This is a genomic window from Enteractinococcus helveticum (genome assembly GCF_020742345.1).
GTDB classification, from domain to species: Bacteria; Actinomycetota; Actinomycetes; order Actinomycetales; family Micrococcaceae; genus Yaniella; species Yaniella helvetica_A.
The window spans coordinates 1-6003 of record NZ_DYXC01000006.1 but is presented as its reverse complement, the minus strand read 5'-3'; the positions used below and the strand labels follow the sequence as shown (position 1 = coordinate 6003).

The window sequence follows — 6003 nt, the reverse complement described above, 5'->3', positions numbered from 1 at the left end:
GTCTTCGGCATAACCTACCCCGGTGCGGGAGACGAAATGCTCGGCTGTTGGCTCTTCCATGTCCAGTGTTTGGACATCGGCGGGAAGAACCACCACGGCTGGCCCGCGGTAGGCTTTGGCCATCCGCACCGCTTTATCGATCACAAATTGTGCGTGCATGGGAGTGGTGACTGTTTGAACAAAGACCGCCACATCGCTGAAGGCTCGTTCTAGGTTGATTTCCTGTTGGAACTCGGTGCCCAAGGAAACCCGTGCTTGTTGACCAATGATGGCCACCACCGGGGTGTTGTCACCCTTGGCGTCGTACAGACCGTTCATCAAATGCAGTGCGCCCGGGCCGGAGGTTGCCACACAGACGCCGACTTCGCCGGTGAATTTGGCGTGCGCGGTGGCCATGAACGCCGCTTCTTCTTCATGCGTGGGTCGAATATAGGTGAAGTGCTTGCCTTGTTTCTGGGCGCGTCCCATCGCGCCGTCGAAGCCGCCAATACCGTCACCCGGGTATCCATACCAGTGGCGTAGACCCCAGGCGATGAGGCGATCAATAATAAAGTCGCTGACTGATGTTGCCATGGTAAGCACCTTTGACGCGTCGATTCGGGTGATGTTTTCATCCGACCACTTTCGGACAGTCCTGACAAGAGGGATGGCATAAGTGTGCTGCGCTACCGAGCGGGCGTCGTCGTTGTTAGTATTGGCGGTTCTGCGTAAAGGGAGTGGTGTTGTCAGAGGCAGTGGAAGATATTCCTCCCACTCCTGGCTCACGGCGCAGAAAGAAAGTGCCGATTGTGTCGGTGAGGGTAGCGAAGACCACCTCGCCGGCCAACCGGGTTCCGTTGAGGACAACGTTGGTGCCGTCGACGATGCCGAAGTTGACACCTGTTCTGCAGTTGGCAATGGCCTCGACATAGCCGATGGCGAGACTGTCGAATGGGAAGCTCGGCTGGGCCTGGCCCAGAGGACATTATCTGTGTCTTACGAGTCGAGCAGTTCCCCACCGAATAAGCTCGCCTAACAGTAAAGGTCCTGGACTGACATGTTTTCATGATTGCCTCCGGTATGGCTGTTTGATTGCTCGTGATGATTGGGCGGATGAACCGATATTGGACGTTTCCCGAGCAGCTCGTGTTGCAGACTTGCTGTGAAGTACATGTACAAGATTTGTACGTTGTCATCAGACGTGTACAAAATATGCAGATTTTTGTACATATTTACGAGGATGGGCTACTGATAGGGGTGTAGATCGCATCTAGTCAGCCGGTGACTGGTAGGGACACTCACCCGCGACAGCCTGCGGGCGTTCTCTTGACTTGCTCTTGAAGTGTGTTGCGCTGCCAAGCCGTCGTCGCACATTTTGGTTGTATTCTAAATTGTTCATCTGCTTTCGACTTGGAGTTTTACTTGATGTCCCGGTGTTTTTAGCTAGTGCTGATTAGGTGACCGAATGTTGGCCGGCTGTATCCCGGCGGCCAAGCTATTTTTCTTATCGAAAGAAGAGGTCATGAGGCTCAACCGTTTGCCCAGTCACCAATCCAGTACACCGGTCCGTAGAAAGCTCCCACTCGCCGTCATTCTCCCGCTATCTGTAGGCCTCGTTGCTGGCGGTCCTGTTCCGGCTGCGCTCGCAGCCACCGCCACCCCGGTTGTCCAGACCACCCAAGTTGCCCAGCAGGTTCCGCAAGCGGATCTGTTGGATGTCTCCTTTGAAGATGGTGCAACGGATGCGGCGCAGGGACGCGAGGCGAGCGCCTTCGGTGATCCGGAAGTTGGCGTCGATCCATTGCTAGCGCGCAATGTCGCGGATTTTGATGGCAACGATGCGTACTCCTACCCGATGACTTCGGATGATTACGATGCGATGCAGGACGGTTTTAGCGTGGAATGTGGCTTCATGGCCACGGCTGCAACCAGTGGGGAAGACACGTTCTGCGGCAATAAAGAAGCCGGCGGCTGGGCCATGGTGGTTAAAGATGGTCGTGCTGGATTCATGATTCATGCTAACGGGGGTTACACATTTGCCTGGGCCGATATTGAACTCAACCGCTGGTATCACGCGGTTGGTGTCTATGACGGTGAGACCGTGCAGCTGTACCTGGATGGTGAACTGGCGGCCGAGGCCAACGCGGGTGGTCCCATGACCATTCCACCGAATGAGACCGCTCATAACATGGTGATCGGTGCGGATAGCGGTCCAAACGGTCAGCCCGGTCAGCACGCTGCCGTGAAGGTTGACGATGCACGTCTGTTTAGCCAGCCGGTGACCGCAGCCCAAGTTGCGGCCATGAATGAGGAGTTTGAGGTTGAGGTCGAAACCCCGACCGCTGACCTGCTCAATGTCGATTTTGCTGATGGCACGGCAGCCGATACCGCGCAGAACCTGCCGGTGGACATCCACAGCGATCCGGTGATCGAAATGGACTCGGCACTGGGGCGCAACACCGTGACCTTCGATGGTGATGATGCCGTCCAGTATCCATTTGGCGATCAATATGCTGCGATGGCTGACTCGTTTTCGGTTGAGTGTGTATTCCGGTACAACGGGGACCTGCCGAGCGAGGGCCAGACGAACTTGTGTGCCAATAAAGAGGCCGGTGGCTTTGCCGTGGCGATGTTCCAAGACAAACTGACCTTTGAACTGCACACCGGCAGCTATCAGAACATTGGCGTGGAAATTGAACCAAACGAGTGGTACCACGCCGTCGCCGTCTTCGACGGCCCGAACCAGACCGCACGCCTGTACGTGAACGGCCAGCTAGCCCAAGAAGTTGCGACAGTGGGGACCCAGATGGTGTGGCCACCGGATGCTTCTGCCCACAATATGACCCTGGGTGCAGACTCATCCAAGGGCAGTAGCCAGTTCCACTCGACCTCCACGCTGGCCTCAGCCCGTGTGTTTAGCCAGCCATTGAACGGTGCACAGGTTGCCGCGCTGAACCTGGAGGCGTTTGATGGTCTGCGTGACCAGCAAGCAACGATCGATGCCAGCACTCCTGCTGCTGGCGGAGAACTGACCCGTGCGACCGAATTTAGTGTGGACTGGAATAACCCCGGCCTGGTAGCACAGGGCACCACCTACTCCCTCAATGGTGAACAGATTGCCCCGGGCGATGTGATTGGTGCCGGCCTGGAGGCTGGCGAGCATGAGATCGTCGTCGAAGGTAAGACCGTATTTGGGCTGCCACTGTCCCAGACCATTGCTTTTACCTCCGGCTCGATCCCAGAGACCGGGGGAGTCGACACGGGCCAGGGTGAAGGTACCGTGAGCCTGTCGGCAATTGCACATAACCCCGATGGTGGGGATGTGACCTCGACGTTCTACGAGGGCCGCGCGGATCTGGCCGATGCAGGGTTCCAGGGCTTAGTCGATGAGCTACCGTCGTCGTTGGAATTTGAATACGACCAGGCCGCTGAACTTGATGGTTCAGGTGAGAGCCTGGCCGCTGAACCGGGACAGATCGCGTTCCAACGTTTCGATGTTGACGTGGGCGAGACAGCTGATGGCCAGGCCGTGCGCTGGGCCGGAAGTGTGGACCCATCGCGTCAGGTCAACCTGATGGTGTGGAATACCGCTGATGAAACGTGGGAGACCGTGGCTTCGGGGCGGGGTCTGACCGAAGGTGAACTCGTGCTGTCCGGTGAGATCGGTGCGGATCATCTGACCGATGGTGTTGCCGCAGTCTTGGTGGTCGGCGAAGATCCATTCGCCGATGACCTCGACAACGAAGTTGCCGCGGGTTTTGAAGCGGTGGATGACTACGATTTTGCCATCGCACACCTGACCGACACCCAGTACCTATCCGAGGGTGCTGTTGAGCGCGCGTATTCGGAAGATCAGCAAGAGGTCTGGGCGGCGTCGTATATGGATACGGTCACCTGGATTGCCGAGAACGCTTCAGCCCGCAAGATCGCCTATGTGGCCCATACCGGTGACATCATCGAAAACTGGCACACCGGCAGTGCCCGTGTCGATGAGGAAGAGTACCGCGACATTGCGATTAACGAATTCGAATTCGCTTCCGAGGCCCAGCAGGTGCTCGATGATGCAGAGATCGTCAACGGCGTGCTGCCCGGCAACCACGACAACCGCACCGGTAATGACGTTGGCTCAGACAGCCTGTATAACGAGTACTTTCACCCTGACCGGTACGAAGCGCTCGAAGAAACCGCCGGGTGGCAGGAGGCCCAGGCCTCGTATACGCCGTGGCGCGAGGGCGATAATGAGAACCACTACGACCTATTCACCGCAGGTGGTTTGGACTTCATTGCCGTGCACCTAGGCTTTGACGTGACCCAAGAGGAACTCGACTGGGCTTCCGAGGTGCTTGATGAGTACTCGGATCGCAACGCGATGGTCATGACTCACGCGCACCGCAAACCGTCCACCAACCCTGATGGTCGCGGTGCGGCGTTCTCTCACGACGGTAGCCGGGTCGATCAGTCGATCCTGCGGCAACACGACAACGTGTTCTTGGTGCTGTCCGGTCACGAACACGGTGTGGACATTGAGGTTCGTAAGGATGTGGGTATACCTGGCAACAACATTGTCGAACTACTGGCCGACTACCAGTTCTACGAAGTCTCTGCTGACGAACTCGGCCTGACCGGCGTCGACAACCGTGGGCCAAATGACATGCTGCGCTTTGGCTCCAGCTTCTTCCGGATGCTGCAAATTGACGTGGACGCCTCCGAAATGGCCGTGGACACCTACTCGCCGCACCTGGATGACTTCGGGGCAACCGAATACGATGACCGCGCCCGTTATAACGGCACCGAAGACGACACTCGACTGCCGATCCAATTGGAGACGCGTCGCACCTCATTTACGACCGACCAGATCATGGTCACCACCCCAACCGATGAGGTCATTGGTGAAGACACCGCCCGTTCCGGTTGGCCTGCCACTGTGGAATGGTCCGGCCTGACCGAAGGCGAAACCTACGCCTGGTATGTGACCAGCAGTGACGCTGAAACAGGCGAAGACTTACCAACCGGCGAAGCTCGCCAGATGGGCGTCTTCACAGCAACTTCAGCCGGGACCGATGATATTGCACCGGAACTGACCGTGCCTGATCACGTGACGATCACCGCCGGAGACGCGTTTGATCCTATGAGCGGTGTTTCTGCCACGGATAATACTGATGGCGACCTGACCGACGACATCCAGGTCATTGGCTCACTGGATACCGCCACACCTGGCGTTTACGTGCTGACCTACATGGTCGAAGATGTCAACGGTAACCAGGCCTCGGCTACCCGCGCCATCACCGTCACCGAAGCCTCGGATGACAACGGCAGCAACCCTGACGATTCAGATAATGCTGGCGACCAGGGCGGCCAACCCGGTGGTTCCAACGGTGACGACTCCGGCAACACAGGTGACCACAATGATGACAACGGTTGGAACCAGCCCGGTGGGCAGCAGGCATCCGGCTCAGATGCTGACGACACCGCTGAAGAGATCGTCAACAACGCGGACCGCAACGATTCCCTGGCGGACACCGGGACTCAACGCGCACTGCTACTGACGCTTGGCGGTCTGCTCAGCGTTAGCGCAGGTCTCACTGCCTGGTGGGTTTCCCGACGCAACAAGTCCGCGAACTAACCGCGATCCGGTGATTACATAAGAAATGACCGCTGGTCGTTTCTCGTCTCACGTTCGAGGAACGACCTGCGGTCGCCATATTCCCGTCAACCGGAATTTCGGTATCCACAAGCCAACCATTCAGTGAGCCACCCCCTCGCGCGAACTGATACAATAGAACTAATCGACCCCCTCCCAAGCCTCTTGCTAATGCTCAAATGGGAGGGGCCTTTTTTGTTTGTGAGGGTTTGGTGAAACCGAGTCTTTCTGTTGAAGATCAAGTTGAGCTCTTGGACCGTCGTGGTCTCCTGATCGAAGATAAAGCAGCATGTCAGGCGTTTTTTAGCGCTACGAACTATTATCGTTTTTCAGGGTACATGCGTTACTTCCAACGTGCTCCGCATCGCGGAGATAATTCGTTC

2 protein-coding genes are annotated in these 6003 nt (G+C 57.1%); one reads left to right on the top strand and one right to left on the bottom strand.

What is annotated here, in order from left to right:
- On the bottom strand, positions 1-573 hold a 573-nt coding region (locus K8V32_RS00410; RefSeq protein ID WP_303901227.1), incomplete at its 3' end, for a thiamine pyrophosphate-binding protein.
- An 871-nt stretch (positions 574-1444) separates the two neighbouring features.
- Between K8V32_RS00410 and K8V32_RS00405 the strand changes: the two genes are divergently transcribed.
- Positions 1445-5602 (top strand): LamG-like jellyroll fold domain-containing protein, encoded by a 4158-nt coding sequence (locus K8V32_RS00405; protein ID WP_303901225.1) that lies wholly within the window; start codon positions 1445-1447, stop codon positions 5600-5602.
- Positions 5603-6003: the final 401 nt, after the last annotated feature.

Excerpts from the sequence above, each read along its gene's own strand:
- K8V32_RS00405 (WP_303901225.1), top strand. The coding sequence starts at position 1,445 with ATGTTGGCCGGCTGTATCCCGGCGGCCAAGCTATTTTTCTTATCGAAA.